Source organism: Rhodococcus sp. NPDC059234 (assembly GCF_042754225.1).
GTDB lineage: Bacteria > Actinomycetota > Actinomycetes > Mycobacteriales > Mycobacteriaceae > Rhodococcus_G.
The window spans coordinates 1-17,485 of record NZ_JBHZAH010000106.1 but is presented as its reverse complement, the minus strand read 5'-3'; the positions used below and the strand labels follow the sequence as shown (position 1 = coordinate 17,485).

The window sequence follows — 17,485 nt, the reverse complement described above, 5'->3', positions numbered from 1 at the left end:
GTGCCCCTCACGCGCGTGCGTGGGGGGCACCTTCGCCGCAGTGCGAGTGCGGTGCGGAACTACTTCCCCCGGATCGCGTCGAACACCTTGGGGTCGACGAGGGTCGAGGTGTCCCCGAGGTCGCGGCCTTCCGCGATGTCGCGGAGCAGGCGGCGCATGATCTTGCCGGAGCGGGTCTTCGGCAGCTCGGGAACGATCGTGATCTGCCGCGGCTTGGCGATCGGACTGATGTCGGTCGAGACCTGGGCCTTCAACTCGGCGATGAGCACCTCGCCGGTGTTCTCGACGCCCTCACGCAGGATCACGAAGGCGACGATGCCCTGCCCGGTGGTCTCGTCGGCGGCGCCGACCACCGCGGCCTCGGCGACTCCGTGGTGGTTGACCAGAGCAGACTCGACCTCGGAGGTCGAGATCCGGTGCCCGGAGACGTTCATGACGTCGTCGACGCGGCCGAGGACCCACAGCGCGCCGTCGTCGTCGTACTTGGCGCCGTCGCCGGCGAAGTACCAGCCCTCCTCGGCGTACCGCGACCAGTAGGTGTCCTTGAAGCGCTCCATGTCGCCCCAGATGCCGCGCAGCATCGACGGCCACGGCTCGTCGAGCACGAGGTAGCCGCTGCCGCCCGGGCCGAGCGGGCGAGCGTCGTCGTCGACGATCTTCGCGCTGATGCCGGGCAGCGGCGCCATCGCGGACCCGGGCTTGGTGGCGGTGATGCCGGGCAGCGGCGAGATCATGATCGCGCCGGTCTCGGTCTGCCACCAGGTGTCGACGATCGGTGCGGTGCCGCCGCCGATGACGTCACGGAACCAGCGCCAGGCCTCCGGGTTGATGGGTTCGCCGACGGAGCCGAGCAGCCGGATCGAGGACAGGTCGTGTGCGTCGGGGATCTCGCGGCCCCACTTCATGAAGGTTCGCACCAGCGTCGGCGCGGTGTAATAGATGCTGACGCCGTACTTTTCGATGATGTCGAAGTGCCGGTGCTCGTCGGGGGAGTTCGGGGTGCCCTCGTAGACGACCTGGGTCACGCCGTTGGACAGCGGGCCGTAGACGATGTAGGAGTGCCCGGTGACCCAGCCGATGTCGGCGGTGCACCAGTACACGTCCTTGCCGGCCTTGTGGTCGAAGACGTTGTGGTGCGTGTACGACGCCTGCGTGAGGTAGCCGCCGGAGGTGTGGATGATGCCCTTGGGCTTGCCGGTGGTGCCCGAGGTGTAGAGGATGAACAGCGGGTGCTCGGCGTCGAACGGCTGGGCCTCGTGCTCGGGGGAGGCGTTCGAGACCGTCTCGTGCCACCACAGGTCCCGGCCCGGCGTCCACTCGACGTCGATCTCGGTTCGCTTGACCACCAACACGTTCCGCACCGATGCGGCGCCGTCGACCGCGGTGTCGACGGCCGTCTTGAGCGGTGCGGCCTGCCCGCGCCGCCACTGGCCGTCGGTGGTGACCACCAGCTTGGCCTCGGCGTCGTCGATGCGCGAGCGCAGCGCGGCGGCGGAGAAGCCGGCGAAGACGACCGAGTGGGTCAGGCCGAGCCGGGCGCAGGCCAGCATGGTGACGACGGCCTCGGGGATCATCGGCATGTAGATGGCGACGCGGTCGCCCGCCACCAGCCCGAGATCGGTGAATGTGTTTGCCGCGCGGGAGACCTCGGCGAGCAGGTCGTTGTAGGTCAGGGCGCGGCTGTCGCCGGGCTCGCCCTCGAAGGCGATGGCGACCCGGTCGCCGTTGCCCGCGAGCACGTGGCGGTCGACGCAGTTGTAGGCGACGTTGAGCTTGCCGCCGACGAACCACTTCGCGACCGGCGCGTCGGACCAGTCGAGGACCTGCGTCCACGGCTCGTGCCAGTGCAGGCGGTCGGCCTGGTCGGCCCAGAAGGCGAGCCGGTCGGCGTCCGCCGTCGCCTGCAGTTCGGGACCGGCGTTGGCGGCAGCGGTGAACTCCGCACTGGGCGGGTAGCTCTCGACGGTGTTGGTGTCGGCGGTGCTGCTGCTGGTCATGTCGCCCGTGCCCTCGTTTCGGTGATTTCGTCACTGCGGTTTGCACGGCGGGCCGAGCCGGCGCGACGTACATTGGAATGCTGCTGTGAGGGTAGTCACATGTGACCGCGAACGCACCGTTGCAGTGGGTTGCAGACCCGCCATCTGCGACGATCGGTCGATTTCGTGCGACCGGTGGCGGTCGGTGTGCGCTGAGCGGGCGGCCTCCGCGGATGCGGATCCGGCGCGCACAAGTGATCGGTGCCGGCAACCGGTGTCCGAATCGTCCAAGACGGCGCGGCGCGGTGGATGGTTCAGTGGATTCATGAGCACTCGCGCCATGGCCCAGCAGTTGAGTCTGATCACCCTCGGGGTTGCCGATCTCGCGGTGACCCACGCCTTCTACGCGGACGGGCTCGGTTGGGCGCCGACGCTGTACGTCCCCGGCGAGGTGCTGTTCCTCCAGGTCGGGCCCGGAATGCTGCTGTCGCTGTGGTCGCGGGCGGAGATGGACGCCGAGGCCGGCGCGACGGCGCCGGCCGTCGGGCGCGACGGCAGCGCGCCGGTGACCCTCGGACACCTCACCGGCTCCCCGGCCGACGTCGACGCCGTCCTCGCGGCCGCCGCTGCCGCGGGTGGTGCGGTGTTGCGGCCCGGTGGACGTCGGGACTGGGGCGGGTACAGCGGATACTTCACCGACCCCGACGGGTTCCGCTGGGAGGTCGCGCACAATCCCGGGTTCGTCGTCGCACCGGACGGGTCGGTGCGGATCGGCACGGTGTCGAACGGGCCGGGGGAGTAGCTCGGCGCGTACCTCCCGTTCGGTTCGGTCGCGGACGGTCGTCTGTGTGCGGCCTGTCGGTCGTCGGCGGGTAGCGTCGACCATCGTGAGCGACCCCCTCCAGCCCCTCGTCGACCTGCCCGGCGTGCTCGACGCCGCCGACCGGGCCCGGGACGCGCTCGGCGAGGTGCACCGGCACAAGACCAATCGTCGCGGCTGGCCGACCACCGCGGCCGAGGCCGCCGTGCGCGCGGCGCGGGCCTCCGCGGCCATCGACGGCGGCAGCACCGAGCTCCCGGCCGAGGGCGAGGCGGGCGACCCGATTCTCGCGGGCGCACTGCGGGTGGGGCAGGCCCTCGACGGCGACGCGCTGACGATCATGACCGCGACCTGGCAGCGGGCGCCGCTGCAGGCGCTGGCGCGACTGCATCTGCTCGCCGCCGCCGGACTGGTTCCGAGTGAGGCGGACCTCGGCCGCCCGCGCACCGCGGACGGCGTGGGGGAGCGCCTCGACTTGCTGGCGCAACTGGTCACCGGCGGCACCAAGGCGCCGGCGCCCGTGCTGGCGGCGGTCGTGCACGGTGAACTGCTGGCGCTCGAACCCTTCGGCAGCGCGGACGGTGTCGTGGCGCGGGCCGCGTCGCGGTTGGTCGCCGCCTCGTCGGGCCTCGATCCACACAATCTCGGTGTGCCGGAGGTCAGTTGGTTGCGTCGGCAGCAGGCGTACCGCGACGGCGTCGCGGGGTTCTCGGCCGGGACGGCCGAGGGGGTCGGAAGCTGGGTGATCCTGTGCTGCGGCGCGCTGGAGGCCGGGGCGCGTGAGGCACTGTCGATCGCGGAGTCCGCGGCAAGCTGAGTTTACGGTGTCCGTCGAACTGTACGGCGTCCGACGTGATCTCGGGGCGAGTCGAATCTCGTTGAGGGACTGCGCCTTCGGTGCATGCAAAGCGGGCGGCGATGCCGACTCCCGTCGACCTCGTCGCCCGCTAGCACGGACTACCCGGTGACCATGCGTGCTGTGGTGGGTTGTGCTTACGGCCTCGGCGTAGGCTTGGGTACCGCCGGGTTGCCTCTGCAACTTGTGCAAGGTTCTCGCCAACGTGTGCCCGAGTCGCGCAGGCCCACAACACTTCTGCCCTTATAGTGGCTTATGCTCCGCGTGGGTGCCTGGTGTCCGTGCTGGGATTTCCCGACTGGGAGATCGACTCTTCTCTTCTGATTCGACCTTGGCCTGCCGTTCGTCCGTAACTCCTTTGTACCCTGTGACCCCACGCACAGCAAGGGCTTTCGGTACTCGATCGTGATCAGTTTTCCGCTGGTCTCAGCGCCGCCGACGCAGTACCCCGTACGTCAACGCCCCCGCCAGGACCGCGCCGAGTCCGACGGCTGCGGTGGTGGCCACGGTCGCCGTCGATCGCGTCGCGAACCGATCGCGGAGGGGGACGGGGTTGGAGAAAGTCAGTATGGGCCAACCATTTCCGGCCGCCTCCTTGCGGAGCGCGCGGTCCGGGTTGACTGCGGTGGGGTGTCCGACCGCCCCGAGCATCGGCAGGTCGGTGGCGGAGTCGGAGTAGGCGTAGCACCGGTCGAGGTCGTAGTTCTCGGTGCGGGCCAACTCGCGCATCGCCTCGACCTTCCCGTCGCCGTAGCAGTAGAAGTCGAGATCGCCGGTGAACTTGCCGTCCTCGACCGCCATCCGGGTCGCCGCGGCGTGGGTGGCGCCGAGCGCGCGAGCGATCGGGGTCACCACCTCCTCGCCTGATGCGGAGACCACCACCACGTCGTGCCCCCGGAGCTTGTGGTCGGCAATCAGGTCGGCAGCCTCGGCGAACACCAACGGGTCGACGATGTCGTGCAGCGTCTCGGCGACGATCGCCCGTACCTGCTCGACGTCCCAGCCGGCGCACATGTTGGTCAGATGCGTCCGCATCCGCTCCATCTGGTCGTGATCGGCGCCGGAGAGCAGGAAGAGGAACTGGGCGTAGCTGCTCTTGAGGACCGATCGGCGGTTGATCAGGCCCTGGTCGAAGAAGGGGCGGCTGAAGGCGAGCGTGCTCGACTTGGCGATGATCGTCTTGTCCAGGTCGAAGAACGCCGCCACTCGGCTGCCGTCGGACTTTCCGCTCGCGTCTGCCGTCACGATTCGACAATAGTTGTCCGCCCTGTCCGGTGCGGGTCGGTGACCGGTTCGGGCGGTCCTTCCGACCCTCAGGTGGACAAGTGACCAGTTGAACTTGCGATTTCTCCGCTGTCGGGGTGTAGTATTGCCATCACCTGGACTTGATCTAGGTGTGTTCAGCCCGACCCCCCGGGGCTGAACTCTGAAGACCCCCGCCTCCTCCCCCCCTGGCGGGGGTCTTCCTCTATCTACGGTCGGTCTACGGCTTTTCGTGCCACACGGATCCGGACTGGTGCAGCCGTACCAGAATTTGTCCCCAGCTCCCGAGCTGTCCACAATCGGCGGCCGTCCCCTTTTCCCGCCCGCGCGTGCCCCGCAGGCTCGACTGCATGGACGCCACGCACACCGCCCCCGACCGCCACGTGGTCGCCGTGACGAAGGACATCGACCTCGCCGTCAGCATCCGGCGAGCCTCCGCGGCCGCCGATCGTCCCCTCTCCGAGCACCCGGGCGCGACGTCGCGCCGGGTCTGGGACGCCGCCGCGCACCTGCTGCTCGACGCCGACTGCGCACTCGAGTGCGCGGCTGCCGGGTTGCCCCGCCGGGCCACGGTCCAGGTGGTGTGCGCCGGGGCGCCCGGACTGTCCGAGTGGCGAGCCGCCGCCGCGGTCGGAGCCGAAACCGTCCTGACCCTCCCCGACGACGAGGCGGCGCTGGTCGCCGTGCTGGCCCGAGTCCCGGACCGCCCGGCGGGCGGCGGGTCGGTCGTCGCCGTGGTCGGCGGTCGCGGTGGCGCGGGCGCGTCGACCCTCGCCGCGGCCACCGCGTTGACGGCGGCTGCGCGTCGCGGCCGGGGTGGGCTGCTGGTCGACTGCGACCCGCGGGGCGGCGGGCTCGACCTTCTGCTCGGTGTCGAACGGACCCCCGGGTTGCGCTGGCCCGCGGTGGTGATCGAGGGCGGTGCGGTGTCCGCGGTGGCGCTGCACGACGCGTTGCCGCGGACCGACGGCGGGGTTGCGGTGTTGTCCTGCGGCAGGGGTGCGGGGGCGACCGCGCCGGCCGCCGCCGCCCTGCGTGCGGTGGTCGAGGCCGGTCGCGGAGCGGGCGACGTCGTGGTGTGCGATCTGCCCAGGCAGTCTGCTTCGGCGACGGAGTCGGTTCTGGACCTGGCGGACCTGGTTGTGGTGGTGGTCCCGGCCCAACTGCGCGCCGCGGCGGCGGCCGAGACTCTCGTGGCTGCCGTGCGTGGCGGCCACCCGAACGTCGGGGTCGTGGTGCGCGGCCCCGCTCCCGGCGGCCTGCGGGCCGCCGACATCGCGGACCTGTTGGGCCTGCCGCTGCTCGCGGCCATGCGACCCGAGCCGGGACTGGCGGGCGCGCTCGAACGAGGTGGGTTGCGACTGCGTCGGCGATCGCCACTCGCAGGTGCTGCCGCCACCGTGCTCGACGCCCTCGGTGCCGGTGCTGCCGGGCGCGCGTCGTGAGCGCGCTGATCTCCCCGGACCTGCTCGACCGGGTTCGCGGACGCCTGGCTCGGACGTCGCTGCCCCCGACCCCGGCCGCAGTGGCCGCGGCCATACGGGCCGAGTCCTCCGGTGTGCTCGGCGACATCGACCTGCTCGGTGCCCTGCGCGTGCTGCAGACGGAACTGACCGGCGCCGGGGTTCTGGAACCGCTTCTGGCACAACCGGACGTCTCGGACGTGCTGGTCACCGCGCCGGACGAGGTGTGGGTGGACCGCGGGTCAGGCCTCGAGCGTGCCGAGGTGTCCTTCCCGGACGAGGCATCGGTCCGCAGGCTCGCCCAGCGGCTGGCACTGGCCGCGGGTCGCAGGCTCGACGACGCCCAACCGTGGGTCGACGGCAGGCTGCCCGGTTCTCCCGGCATCGACTTCGGTGTGCGGCTGCACGCGGTGCTGGCGCCGGTGGCCCAGGCCGGCACCTGCCTGTCGCTGCGGGTGTTGCGTCCGGCCACCGAGGGCCTCGACGCCCTGTGCGCGAGCGGCACGGTGCCGCCGGACGCGCACGAGATGCTGCTCCGGATCGTCGAGGCCCGGCTCGCCTTCCTCGTGATCGGTGGAACCGGCGCCGGCAAGACGACTCTGCTTGCCGCGTTGCTGGCGAAAGTCGATGTGCGGGAACGGATCGTCTGCGTCGAGGACGCGGCCGAGCTGGCTCCGACACACCCGCATGTGGTGCGGCTGGTCGCGCGGTCGCCGAACGTCGAGGGGGTGGGGGAGGTGACGGTCCGGCAGCTGGTGCGTCAGGCACTGCGGATGCGCCCGGACCGCATCGTCGTCGGAGAGGTGCGCGGCGGCGAGGTGGTGGATCTGCTCACCGCGCTCAACACCGGTCACGACGGTGGCGCGGGCACGGTGCACGCCAACTCGCCGGAGGAGGTGCCTGCCCGGCTGGAGGCGCTCGCGGCGCTCGGCGGGATGGACCGCGCCGCGCTGCACAGTCAGCTGGCCGCCGCGGTCCAGGTGGTGCTGCACGTGCAACGCGCCACGGACGGCCGCCGTCGGCTCGCGCAGATCGGTGTCCTCGAACGGGACCGGCACGGCGAGGTCACCGTCGTGCCGGCCTGGACGCCGCGCGAACCACGTTGCGCGGGAGCGGATCACCTCGATGTGCTGCTCGAACGGTCGGGCCGGTGATCTCCGGCCTGCTCCTCGGTGCGCTCGCGCTGCTCGTCGCGCCCGCGGGCAACCCGAGCAGGCGGCTGCGCCCGGCGCAGGCCGGTCCACTGCGGGCGGCTCGGGTCTGGGGTCCGCGGGCGATCGGGGTCGGCGCCGTGGCGACGGCCGCCCTGGCGGGACCGGCGGCCGCCCTCGCCGTGGCGATCCTGGCCTGCACGGTCGCGCACCGTGTACGGCGCCGCCGCCGGGGTCGCGACCGCGTCGCCGAACAGCGGGGCCTGCTCGCCGCGTTGGAGGCTGTGGTCGGGGAACTGCGGGTCGGCTCGCACCCGGCCGCGGCCTGCGCGGCCGCCGCGGAGGAGACGAAAGGTGCTGCCGCCGAGGTCTTCCGCGGTGCCGCTGCCGCCGCCCGGCTCGGCGGCAGTGCCGCCGCCGGTCTGCGCGCATCACGCGGAGTGATCGACGCTGACGTCGATCGGATCGCCGCGGCCTGGAACGTCGCCGAACGGCACGGCATCGCCCTGGCCGACCTTCTCGAGGCCGCTCGTGCGGATCTGTTGGGGCGCATCAGGTTCCGTGATCGGGTCGAGTCGGGCCTGGCTGGTGCCCGCGCCACCGCCGCGGTACTGGCGGGACTGCCGCTGCTGGGGATCGCGCTCGGACAGCTGATGGGCGCGGGTCCGCTGCGGGTGCTGCTGTCGGGCTCGGCGGTGTCCTACTGGTGCTCGGCACGGTGCTGGTCTGCGCGGGGTTGTTGTGGACGGACCGGATCACCGGCCGGGTGGCGGGATGAGTGCGCTCGCGGCGCTGCTGCTCGCGGCCGGACTGCTGGTGGCCCCCGGGGTCAGCGCCGCGTCCGGGCGCCTGCGTGCGGCCGTGCAGCAGGGCCCGGCACCCGACGACGTGACGGTCACCGGCCCGGCCGCGGACGATCCGATGGCCGGCGCGGCGGGATACGACCTGCTCGCCGCCTGCCTGCGGTCGGGGTTGCCGATGGCGGTCGCGGCGGCCGCGGTCGCGCCGAACAGTCCCGAACCGATCGCGGGCGCGCTCCGTGCGGCGGCGAACCTGCTCGCGCTCGGTGCCGAGCCCGAGATCGCGTGGGAGAGGGCCGCCGCGGATCCGGAGACCGAGACCCTGGCGCGGACGGCTCGGCGCTCGGCACGGTCGGGATCCTCGCTCGCGGCGGCGATGACGGAACTGGCCGCCGACCGCCGGACCGTCGTCGAGGACCGTGGCGTCGCGGCTGCAGAACGCGCCGGGGTCCTGATCAGCGGACCGCTCGGGCTCTGTTTCCTGCCGGCCTTCCTGTGCCTCGGGATCGTGCCGGTGGTGGTCGGCCTGGCCACCCGGGTGCTCGGTCAGGGACTGCTGTGAGCGCGCCCGGGCGTGCTCCGAATCGCCGCCGCGGAGAGACCGCGACGGTCGTCGAGAAGGGGGAACATCATGTCGATCTGGGCGCTTCACGGTCGGGTTCGGGACGTGGTCGCTGCGACACGGCACCGGTTGCTGATCGCGACGGTGGCGGAGGACGGGATGTCCACCGCCGAATATGCCATCGGGACCATCGCGGCCGCGGCCTTCGGGGCGGTGCTGTACTCCGTGGTCACCGGGGACTCGATCGTCTCGGCACTGACCAACATCATCGACAAGGCGCTCAACACCGCGGTGTGAGCGGGCGCCTCGGCCGGGTTGCCGACGAGACGGGTGCGGTCACGGTGGAGGCCGCGATCGCCATCGCGTCGATCGCGGTGGTCGTGATTCTCTGCATCGGCTCGGTCCTCGCGGTGTCCGCACATGTTCGCTGTGTCGACGCGGCGCGGGAGTCGGCCAGGCTCGTCGCCCGCGGGGACCGGAACGAGGCGGTCCCCGCGGGCCTGCGGGTCGCACCGCGCGGCGCGCGGGTGGAGGTGCGCGAGGAGGGCGGGTACGTCACGGCGCGGGTCTCGACCGGCGTCGCGTTGCTGCCGATGTTGCGCATCTCGGCGGAGGCGGTGGCCGTGGCCGAGGAACCGTCGCAGGCCGAATCGGACGGCGGGGGTGGACCACCGTGAGGGACGAGCGGGGTGCGGCGACGGTGCTGGCCTGCTTCGCGATGCTCGCGTTGATCTCGCTGGCACTGGTGGTCGGGCACCTGGGCGCGGCGGTCGCGGCCCGGCACCGGGCCCAGGCTGCGGCCGACCTCGCCGCGCTGGCCGCGGCAGCCGTGCTCGACCGCGGAGGCGAGGCCGGGTGTGTGGCCGCGCGGGGTGTCGTGGACCGGATGGGGGTCACGCTGCGCGAGTGCAGGATCGAGGGCTGGGACGCGGTCGTGACGGTCGGGGTGCGGGTCGGCGTCGTCGCGGCGGGATCCGGTGAGGCGGTGGCCGCGGCGCGGGCGGGACCGGTCGACCAGCCGTAGTCCGGCACGTCCGATACGTGAGGTTCCGCGGCAACACGCCCCGCTCCCCGGCGTGCGGCCGGGTAGCCAATGGCAGGATTCCCGACGTGACCACGACAGATCGACCGCCGGCGCGGCTGCGTTCCTGGCTGCTTGCCGACATCACCGAGGAGCCCGCGGGGCACCAGGGGCCTTTCCGGTCACCGCCCAAGGAAGAGCACAAGCACTCCTGGTGGAAGGTGATGTGCCTGACGGGCGTCGACTACTTCTCCACGCTCGGCTACCAGCCCGGCATCGCGGCGCTCGCCGCCGGCGTGCTGTCGCCGATCGCCACCATGGTCCTGGTCACGTTGACCCTGGTCGGCGCGCTGCCGGTGTATCGCCGCGTGGCCGCGGAGAGCCCCCGCGGCGAGGGCTCGATCGCGATGCTGGCCAAGCTGCTGCCCCGCTGGGGCGGAAAGATCTTCGTGCTGGTGCTGCTCGGATTCGCCGCGACCGACTTCATCATCACGATGACGCTGTCGGCTGCCGACGGTGCCGCGCACCTGGTGGAGAACCCCTTCGCGCCCGAGGGCCTGCACGGCAAGAACCTGGTTGTCACTCTGGTGTTGCTGGGGCTGTTGGCCGCGGTCTTCCTCAAGGGCTTCTCCGAGGCCATCGGCCTCGCGGTCGCCCTGGTCGGGGTGTACCTGGCGCTGAATCTGGTGGTCGCGGTGGTCGGGCTCTGGCACGTCGCCACGGCGCCGTCGGTGGTCACGGACTGGACGTCGGCGATGACGGCCCAACACGGCAGCCCGTGGATGATGATCGCGATCTCGCTGCTCGTCTTCCCCAAGCTCGCGCTCGGACTGTCCGGATTCGAGACGGGCGTCGCGGTGATGCCGCAGATCCGTGGCGACGACACCGACACCCGCGCGGTCCCGCGCGGCCGGATTCGTGGCGCCCGCCATCTGCTGACCACGTCGGCGCTGATCATGAGCGCCTTCCTCATCGTCACGAGCTTCATCACCACCGTGCTGATCCCGGAGCAGGAGTTCGAGGCGGGCGGCGCGGCGAACGGTCGTGCGCTGGCGTATCTCGCCCACGAGTACCTCGGCAACACGTTCGGCACCGTCTACGACGTCAGCACCATCGCGATCCTGTGGTTCGCGGGCGCCTCCGCGATGGCGGGACTGCTCAACCTCGTGCCCCGGTACCTGCCCCGCTTCGGGATGGCCCCGGACTGGGCGCGTGCCGTCCGGCCGCTGGTCCTGGTGTTCGCGGCGATCGCGGTGGGCATCACCTGGTACTTCGACGCGGACGTGGACGCCCAGGGCGCCGCCTACGCCACCGGCGTCCTCGTGCTGATCACCTCCGCCGCCGTCGCGGTCACCCTCTCCGCGCGGCGGCGAGGACAGCGCCGCAAGACGATCGGCTTCGGTGTGGTCGCCGTGATCTTCACCTACACCACCGTGGTCAACGTCTTCGAACGTCCCGAGGGCGTGCAGGTGGCCGCGCTGTTCATCCTCGCGATCCTGCTGGTGTCGTTCGCGTCCCGGTTCCGGCGCGCCTTCGAGCTGCGCAGCGAGTCGGTCACCTACGACGAGACGGCCCTGCAGTTCATCGAGGAGGCCGCGCGCGGCACGATCCGGATCGTCACCCACGACGTGGACCGCCGCGACTCCGAGGAGTACCGCGAGAAGGCCTCCGATCAACGGCGCGAGAGCCACATCCCCGGCGACGAACCGATCCTGTTTCTCGAGGTCAACGTCAAGGACTCCTCGGAGTTCGCGACCAAGCTCCGAGTGCACGGCCGGCAGCGCGACGAACACCGGATCCTGTGGGTCAACAGTGCGGTCATCCCGAACTCGATCGCCGCGATCCTGCTCGACATCCGGGACCGGACCGGGACCATCCCGCACGTCTACTTCGAGTGGACGGAGGGCAATCCCGTCACCAACCTGCTGCGATTCCTCTTCATCGGTCAGGGCGAGGTGGCCCCCGTGACCCGGGAGGTCCTGCGCAGGGCCGAGCCGGACGTCTCCCGTCGACCCCACGTCCATGTCGGGTAGGCGCGGGCAGTGAAGGTAGACGGACGCGAGGTCCCGGTACACGGCAGCCTCCTACAGCCCCTGCGTCGGCGGACCAGCGATCAGATCCGTGTCGCGCTCTCGGGATTCTGCGTGCTGTCGGTGGTGGTCGTCTCCCTCGTCACCCGGGGCCGCTGGGAGTCGTTGGAGCACTCGATATCCGACCTCATCGGCGTCGCGTCCCCCCAGTTCTCGAACCTCGTCTACTCCCTGTACGGCGTCGCGATCCTGGCGCTGCCGTTCGCGATCCTGCTCGGGATCGTCGTCGGCCGGCGCTGGAAACTGCTGGCGGGCTACGCCGCTGCGGCACTGATCGCCGGAATTGCCCTGTCCATCACGGGAACGGGAATCTCTGCCCCGCAGTGGCACCTGGACCTCACCGCCCACCTGGACACCTTCCTCTCGCAGTTCCTCGACGACCCGCGGTGGATCGCGATGCTCGCCGCGGTGCTCACCGTGTGCGGGCCGTGGCTGCCCAAACGGTGGCGGATTCTGTGGTGGGTGCTGTTGCTCGCATTCGTGCCGATCCACCTGTTCGTCAGCGCCGTCGTCCCGGCGCGGTCGATGCTCGGCCTCACCGCGGGCTGGTTCGTCGGCGCACTGGTCGTGCTGTTCGTCGGCACCCCGGCGCTGGAGGTGCCGGTGGACGTCGCGTTGCGCGTCCTCGACCGGCGCGGACTGCGGGTGCAGGAGTTGACCGTGCTCAGCCCGGCGGGACCGGGGCCGTTGGTGTTGTCGGCCCTGTGTCAGGTGGCGCCGGGCAGGGACGTGGTCGACCGGCCGTGGCCGCAGGCCGGCGAACCCGATCACCGGGTCTCGACGGTCGATGTGGCGGTGTGCGAGGCGGGAACGACGACCGTGGTCCTCGACCTGTTCGGCCAGCACCAACGCAGCGAGGCGGCGGTCCGGCAGGCGGGCCGCTGGCTGACGCTGCGCAGTTCGGAGACCCCGCCGGCGTTCGCCTCGCTGCAGCGGGCGGTCGAGCACCGCGCGTTGATGTCGACGGCGATCGGTGGGCTGGGACTGTCCGCGAACTGGCCGGTCGCGGTGTCCTCTCTCGACCGCGGATGGATGCTGTACGCGCACACCGCCTCCCGCGGCGAGCCGCTCGACGGGCATCAGCAGGATCAGCTCGCCGTGGTGTGGGACGGCCTGCGTCGTCTGCACGCCCGCCAGATCTCGCACGGCGACCTGCGCCCGGAGAACATCAGGACGGCGTCCGGGGTGGCCCGCTTCGAGGGCTTCGCCCGGTCGGAGATCGGCGCGACGGAGGCCCAGTTGCAGTCCGACGTCGCGCAGCTGCTGCTGGTCACGGCCGAGATGTTCGGGGTGGAACCGGCGGTGCGCGTGGCGATCTCGGCGGTGGGTGTGGACCAGGTGATTGCCGCCTCGGGTCGGCTGACGCGCAGCGCGATGCCCAAACGCATCCGCCGCACGGCGCCGAACGTGGCGGAGCTGATGAAGTCGATCCGGGCGGAGGTCCGCACCCAGACCGACACGGAGGAGATCCGAACCGAGCAGGTCACCCGGTTCAGCCGCAATCAGCTGATCCAGTTGGTGCTGCTGATCGGTCTGGTCTACGTGGCCTACCCGTTCGTCAGCGCGGTGCCGACCTTCGTCACCGAGCTGGGATCGGTGAACTGGATGTGGGTGCTGCTCGGTCTCGTCGTCTCCGGCCTGACGTACATCGGAGCCGCCGCCGCGCTGTGGGCGTGCGCGAGCGAGTCGGTGAGCTTCAAGAACCTCATTATCATGCAGTTCGCGAACACCTTCGCGGCCACCACCACCCCGGCGGGGGTCGGGGGACTGGCGCTCAGCGCGCGGTTCCTCCAGCACAACGGGCTCGGCGGGGTACGCGCCACCGCGGCGGTCGCACTGCAGCAGACGGTCCAGGTGGTCACCCACATCGGGTTGCTGATCGTCTTCAGCGTCGCGGCCGGCAAGAGCGCGGACCTCTCGCACTTCATCCCGAGCGGGACGGTGCTGTACCTGATCGTCGGCGTGGTGCTCGGAGTGGTCGGCGCGTTCATGGTGGTGCCCAAGCTGCGCCGGTGGCTCCGCGACGACCTGCGTCCCCAGATCGCCGACCTCACCACCGAACTGGCCGACCTGGCCCGCGACCCGGGCCGGTTCCTGATCATCGTCGGCGGTTGCGCCAGCACGACTCTCGGTGCGGCACTGGCCCTCTGGGCCAGTGTCGCGGCGTTCGGGGGAGGGGCCACCTTCATCACCGTCACCATCGTCACGATGATCGGCGGCACCCTGGCGTCCGCCGCACCCACTCCCGGCGGCGTCGGCGCGGTCGAGGCCGCCCTGATCGGTGGGCTCGCCGCGTTCGGCGTGCCCGCGAGCGTCGCGGTGCCGTCGGTGCTCCTCTACCGGGTGCTCACCTGCTGGCTGCCGGTCTTCATCGGCTGGCCGACCATGCACTGGCTGCAGCGCAACGACCTCATCTGACCCACCCTCCCCAATTCCCCACTCCCGACCTCCCCAATGTCACATTGGTTCGCCTCAGTCGACCGAATGTGACATCGGGGAGGTCCGGGGTGGCAGTTCAGGCGGTGGGGGAGAGGGCGTCGAGGACTGCCGAGAGCAGTCGCACCGCGCCGTCCTTGTCGAGCGGGTTGTTGCCGTTGCCGCACTTCGGCGACTGCACGCAGGAGGGGCACCCGGCCGCGCACTCGCAGGCGCGGATCGCGTCTCGGGTGGCCCGCAGCCAGGGGTGGAGTTCGGCGTGGCCGCGGTCGGCGAATCCGGCCCCGCCCTGGTGCCCGTCGTAGACGAACACCGTCGGCAGTGCGGTGTCCTGGTGCAGCGCTGTCGAGACCCCGCCGATGTCGCCGCGGTCGCAGGTGGCCACGAGCGGCAGCAGTCCGATGGCGGCGTGCTCGGCGGCGTGCAGGGCGCCGGGGAATCGGTCGGCAGGGATGCCGGCCGATTCCATCAGTTCCGGTGTGACGGTGTACATCACGGCGCGGGTCCGCAGGCTCTGCGGCGGCATGTCCAGTTCCACCGAGTCGAGAACCTCGCCCGAGGGCAGACGGCGCAGGTACCCGACCACCTGGTGGGTGACCTCGACCTCGGTGAGTGCAGTGGTGACGGCGCCGTGCTCGCTGCGCTCGAGGACGGCGGTGATCGCGATGTCGGTGGTTTCGCGGGCCGAGGTGGTCCACTCCGGCGTCTCGGCGTGCACGAGCGCCAGCCCGTTCTCGAGGTCGAGGTCGTCGACGACGAACGACTCGCCCTGGTGGATGTGCACGGCGCCGGGGTGCGCGGTCGCGGGGGCCCGGCCGCCGTCGACGGTGCCGAGCAGCCGCCCGGACTCGGCGTCGACGATCGCGACCTGCAGCCCGATGCCGCCGCGGATGTTCACGGCGGCATGGGGATTCGACTCGGCGGTGACGAACCAGCCGTGCGCACGCCTGCGGATCAGGCCCTGGGCGGCGAGATCGGTGAGCACCTCGACCGCGTCGAACTGTTCCACCTCGGCGTCGCTGAGCGGCAGTTCCATTGCGGCGCATAGCAGTTGCGGACCCAGCACGTACGGGTTGGTCGGATCGGTGACCGTGGCCTCGACCGGTTTGTCGAGGAGTGCGGCCGGGTGGTGCACCAGGTACGTGTCGAGCGGATCGTCGCGCGCGACCAACACCACCAGCGACCCTTCGCCGCGGCGGCCGGACCGCCCGGCCTGCTGCCAGAACGAGGCGACCGTGCCGGGGAACCCCGCGACCACCACCGCGTCCAGGCCCGCGATGTCCACGCCCAGTTCCAGTGCATTGGTGGTCGCGGCGCCGAGCAGGGTGCCGTCGGCGAGTGCGGCCTCCAGTTCGCGGCGGTCCTCTGCGAGGTACCCGGCCCGGTACGCGGCCACCCGTTCGGCGAGGTCCGGGTCCACCTCGGCGAGCAGTCGCTTGGCGCCCATCGCTGTCAGTTCCGCGCCGCGCCGGGACCGGACGAAGGTGAGGGTGCGGGCCCCCTCCACCACCAGGTCGGCCATGATCCGCGCAGCCTCCGATCCGGCGGCGCGGCGCACGGGGGCGCCGTTCTCCCCGGTGACCTCCGCGAGCAGGGGCGGCTCCCACAGCGCGACCGTCCGCGGTCCGTGCGGGGACCCGTCCTCGGTGACCTGTCGGCACGGTGCGCCGATCAGTCGGCCGGCGGCCGCTCCGGGGTCCGCGGTGGTGGCGCTGGCGAGGATGAACACCGGGTCCGCGGCGTACCGGCGGGCGATCCGCCGGAGCCTGCGCAGTACGAGGGCGACGTTGGATCCGAAAACACCTCGATAGGAATGACATTCGTCGACGACCACAAATCGCAGTCGGCGAAAGAAATGCGCCCACCGTTGATGCGAGCGCAGCATGCCGATATGCAACATGTCCGGATTGGTGAATACCCAGCGCGAGTTCGTGCGTACGAATTGCCGCACCTCGGTCGAGGTGTCGCCGTCGAATGCGTTGGGGTACACGTCCGCCAGCGCCTCGGCCTGGTCGCAGAGCGTGGTGACGGCCCGGATCTGGTCGGCGCCGAGTGCCTTGGTGGGCGCGAGGTAGAGCGCGGTGGCGCGCGGGTCCTCGGCGAGCGCGGTGAGGATCGGAAGTTGGTAGGCCAGTGACTTTCCGGAGGCGGTTCCCGTCGCGACGACCACGTGCGAGCCCGCCGCGGCGTGTTCGGCTGCCTCGGCCTGGTGTGTCCAGGGCAGGGGGATTCCGTTCTCCCGCAAGGCCTCGACCACTTCGGGATGCGCCCAGGCCGGCCATTGCGCGTACCGCGCCGCCCGCGCGGGCAGTTCGGCCACGTGGGTCAGTGGATCCTCCCCGCGTGCGGTGCCCGCCAGGACGCGTCCGAGCAGGTCGTGGCCGTAGCTCCCCGCGGTGGCGTCGGGTGGGATCAAGGGGTACTCCGCGTTCGTCTAACGGTCGTGCCGCACCTCGCCCGACCTGGGGTTTTGATGCTACTGGGCGGTAATTGCGGATAACACGACGACCCTCCGGAACGGCAATAGGTCCGTTTCTCGGGCTGTTACCGGCAAGAAGTCGGGAACAAGATCATTTCGTTATGAGTTTTCGACTGTTGTGCTCGCACGAAGCGTGGTTCACTGGCAAGTGGTCGCAGCTTCTGTGTTCGTGTACGCGCTCGCAGGATCGATGTTGCGAGCGGTGTGCTCGATGCTTTTCCTGAGGGGGAAATCAGCGGTACAGCGGTCGGAACCGGCCCGGTGGGCTGTGAGCGCCGTCCGCCGCATCCGGTGTTAGAAAGAGAAGGAAAAGCATGGCACAGGGCACTGTGAAGTGGTTCAACGCGGAAAAGGGCTTCGGCTTCATCGCCCCCGAGGACGGCTCCGCTGACGTCTTCGTCCACTACTCCGAGATCCAGGGCAGCGGATTCCGCACGCTCGAGGAGAACCAGCGCGTCGAGTTCGAGGTCGGTCAGGGCACCAAGGGTCCCCAGGCCACCGGCGTTCGCGCGATCTGATTCGTCAGTACCTCGGTACGGATTGCACTCGTCCCCCATCACCTCACGGT

Annotated in this window: 14 protein-coding genes and 1 pseudogene; 12 read left to right on the top strand and 3 right to left on the bottom strand. The window is 71.0% G+C overall.

Annotated elements, in window-relative coordinates; all coding sequences use genetic code 11:
- Positions 1–59: 59 nt before the first annotated feature.
- Positions 60–1,997 (bottom strand): acetate--CoA ligase, encoded by a 1,938-nt coding sequence (gene acs / locus ACFXGJ_RS19410; RefSeq protein ID WP_378623374.1) that lies wholly within the window; start codon positions 1,995–1,997, stop codon positions 60–62.
- Positions 1,998–2,301: 304 nt separating this feature from the next.
- On the opposite strand from acs, the gene ACFXGJ_RS19405 reads away from it, so the two are divergent.
- Both ACFXGJ_RS19405 and ACFXGJ_RS19400 read left to right on the top strand, forming a co-directional pair.
- The gene (locus tag ACFXGJ_RS19405; RefSeq protein WP_378623371.1) at positions 2,302–2,778 is read left to right on the top strand and encodes a VOC family protein; all 477 of its coding nucleotides are present in this window, start codon (positions 2,302–2,304) and stop codon (positions 2,776–2,778) included.
- An 85-nt stretch (positions 2,779–2,863) separates the two neighbouring features.
- Positions 2,864–3,613, top strand: a complete 750-nt coding sequence (locus tag ACFXGJ_RS19400) for an oxidoreductase (RefSeq protein ID WP_378623369.1) — start codon at positions 2,864–2,866, stop codon at positions 3,611–3,613.
- A 465-nt stretch (positions 3,614–4,078) separates the two neighbouring features.
- Here the strand turns inward: ACFXGJ_RS19400 and ACFXGJ_RS19395 are convergent, their stop codons facing one another.
- Complete coding sequence (locus ACFXGJ_RS19395; protein ID WP_378623367.1) at positions 4,079–4,897, bottom strand: HAD-IB family hydrolase; 819 nt, start codon at positions 4,895–4,897, stop codon at positions 4,079–4,081.
- A 368-nt stretch (positions 4,898–5,265) separates the two neighbouring features.
- Between ACFXGJ_RS19395 and ssd the strand changes: the two genes are divergently transcribed.
- The 9 genes and pseudogenes from ssd (at position 5,266) to ACFXGJ_RS19350 (ending at position 14,420) form a co-directional block, all read left to right on the top strand.
- Complete coding sequence (gene ssd, locus ACFXGJ_RS19390; RefSeq protein ID WP_378623364.1) at positions 5,266–6,360, top strand: septum site-determining protein Ssd; 1,095 nt, start codon at positions 5,266–5,268, stop codon at positions 6,358–6,360.
- Complete coding sequence (locus ACFXGJ_RS19385; protein WP_378623362.1) at positions 6,357–7,532, top strand: TadA family conjugal transfer-associated ATPase; 1,176 nt, start codon at positions 6,357–6,359, stop codon at positions 7,530–7,532. The genes ssd and ACFXGJ_RS19385 overlap by 4 nt, the downstream gene beginning before the upstream one ends.
- Positions 7,529–8,307, top strand: a pseudogene (locus ACFXGJ_RS19380) (type II secretion system F family protein). The gene ACFXGJ_RS19385 and the pseudogene ACFXGJ_RS19380 overlap by 4 nt, the downstream one beginning before the upstream one ends.
- The gene (locus ACFXGJ_RS19375) at positions 8,304–8,891 is read left to right on the top strand and encodes a type II secretion system F family protein (protein WP_378623360.1); all 588 of its coding nucleotides are present in this window, start codon (positions 8,304–8,306) and stop codon (positions 8,889–8,891) included. The pseudogene ACFXGJ_RS19380 and the gene ACFXGJ_RS19375 overlap by 4 nt, the downstream one beginning before the upstream one ends.
- A gap of 69 nt (positions 8,892–8,960) precedes the next feature.
- A complete protein-coding gene (locus ACFXGJ_RS19370) occupies positions 8,961–9,188 on the top strand; it encodes a DUF4244 domain-containing protein (protein ID WP_378623357.1) in 228 nt (75 codons plus the stop codon).
- A complete protein-coding gene (locus ACFXGJ_RS19365; protein ID WP_378623355.1) occupies positions 9,185–9,568 on the top strand; it encodes a TadE family type IV pilus minor pilin in 384 nt (127 codons plus the stop codon). The genes ACFXGJ_RS19370 and ACFXGJ_RS19365 overlap by 4 nt, the downstream gene beginning before the upstream one ends.
- Positions 9,565–9,915 carry an Rv3654c family TadE-like protein gene (locus ACFXGJ_RS19360; RefSeq protein ID WP_378623352.1) on the top strand — a complete coding sequence of 117 codons (351 nt, stop codon included), beginning with the start codon at positions 9,565–9,567 and terminating at the stop codon, positions 9,913–9,915. The genes ACFXGJ_RS19365 and ACFXGJ_RS19360 overlap by 4 nt, the downstream gene beginning before the upstream one ends.
- An 86-nt stretch (positions 9,916–10,001) precedes the next feature.
- A complete protein-coding gene (locus ACFXGJ_RS19355) occupies positions 10,002–11,945 on the top strand; it encodes an amino acid transporter (RefSeq protein ID WP_378623349.1) in 1,944 nt (647 codons plus the stop codon).
- Between the two features lie 9 nt (positions 11,946–11,954).
- Positions 11,955–14,420 carry a YbhN family protein gene (locus tag ACFXGJ_RS19350; protein ID WP_378623347.1) on the top strand — a complete coding sequence of 822 codons (2,466 nt, stop codon included), beginning with the start codon at positions 11,955–11,957 and terminating at the stop codon, positions 14,418–14,420.
- Between the two features lie 97 nt (positions 14,421–14,517).
- Here ACFXGJ_RS19350 and ACFXGJ_RS19345 read toward each other — a convergent pair whose 3' ends face one another.
- Entirely contained in the window at positions 14,518–16,854 is a 2,337-nt protein-coding gene (locus ACFXGJ_RS19345; RefSeq protein WP_378623345.1) for a DEAD/DEAH box helicase, read from the bottom strand.
- 377 nt (positions 16,855–17,231) lie between these two features.
- Here ACFXGJ_RS19345 and ACFXGJ_RS19340 point away from each other — a divergent pair, with 377 nt between their 5' ends.
- A complete protein-coding gene (locus ACFXGJ_RS19340) occupies positions 17,232–17,435 on the top strand; it encodes a cold-shock protein (RefSeq protein ID WP_005515803.1) in 204 nt (67 codons plus the stop codon).
- The last annotated feature ends 50 nt before the right edge of the window (positions 17,436–17,485 follow it).